This is a genomic window from Bradyrhizobium sp. NBAIM08 (assembly GCF_020193935.1).
Lineage (GTDB): Bacteria > Pseudomonadota > Alphaproteobacteria > Rhizobiales > Xanthobacteraceae > Bradyrhizobium > Bradyrhizobium yuanmingense.
This window is the reverse complement of the sequence record NZ_JADYVR010000187.1, coordinates 1-468: the sequence shown is the minus strand read 5'-3', so window position 1 is coordinate 468 and position 468 is coordinate 1. Positions and strand designations below refer to the sequence as shown.

The following is a 468-nucleotide window of genomic DNA, read 5'->3' as shown; positions in this document are numbered from 1 at the left end:
TGTTTCACCTTTACGTGGCATTGGCCGTATTTTTACCAGTGCCGCAGCCATCCAAAAAGCATTAGCACTTACAGAAAGCGCATCGCACGGGCTTACGTTTTGCCAGGGCACCTACACCACTATGGGCGAAAATGTGCAGCAATTAATTGAAACGTTCGGCCATCAAAACAAAATATTTTTTGTGCATATCCGGGATGTTACCGGTACAAGCGAAAACTTCCGGGAAACATTTCATGATAATGGTCCGACAGATATGGTTGACATGTTTCGTACGTATAAGGCTGTTGCATTTGACGGCCCGTTACGGTCTGACCATGTACCTACGATCGCCGGTGAAAGCAACGACCAACATGGTTATGCGATGAACGGAAATTTATTTGGGATCGGTTATATAAAAGGAATAATGGATTCGGTTGGAATAGATTCTGTTTGATGGAACGTATTTTAAAATTTGGGTGATCCCTATAG

1 protein-coding gene is annotated in these 468 nt (G+C 43.4%); it reads left to right on the top strand.

What is annotated here, in order from left to right:
* The coding region (locus tag I6F37_RS39035) for a mannonate dehydratase (protein ID WP_225154230.1) at nucleotides 1-433 on the top strand (433 nt) is incomplete at its 5' end.
* Nucleotides 434-468: the final 35 nt, after the last annotated feature.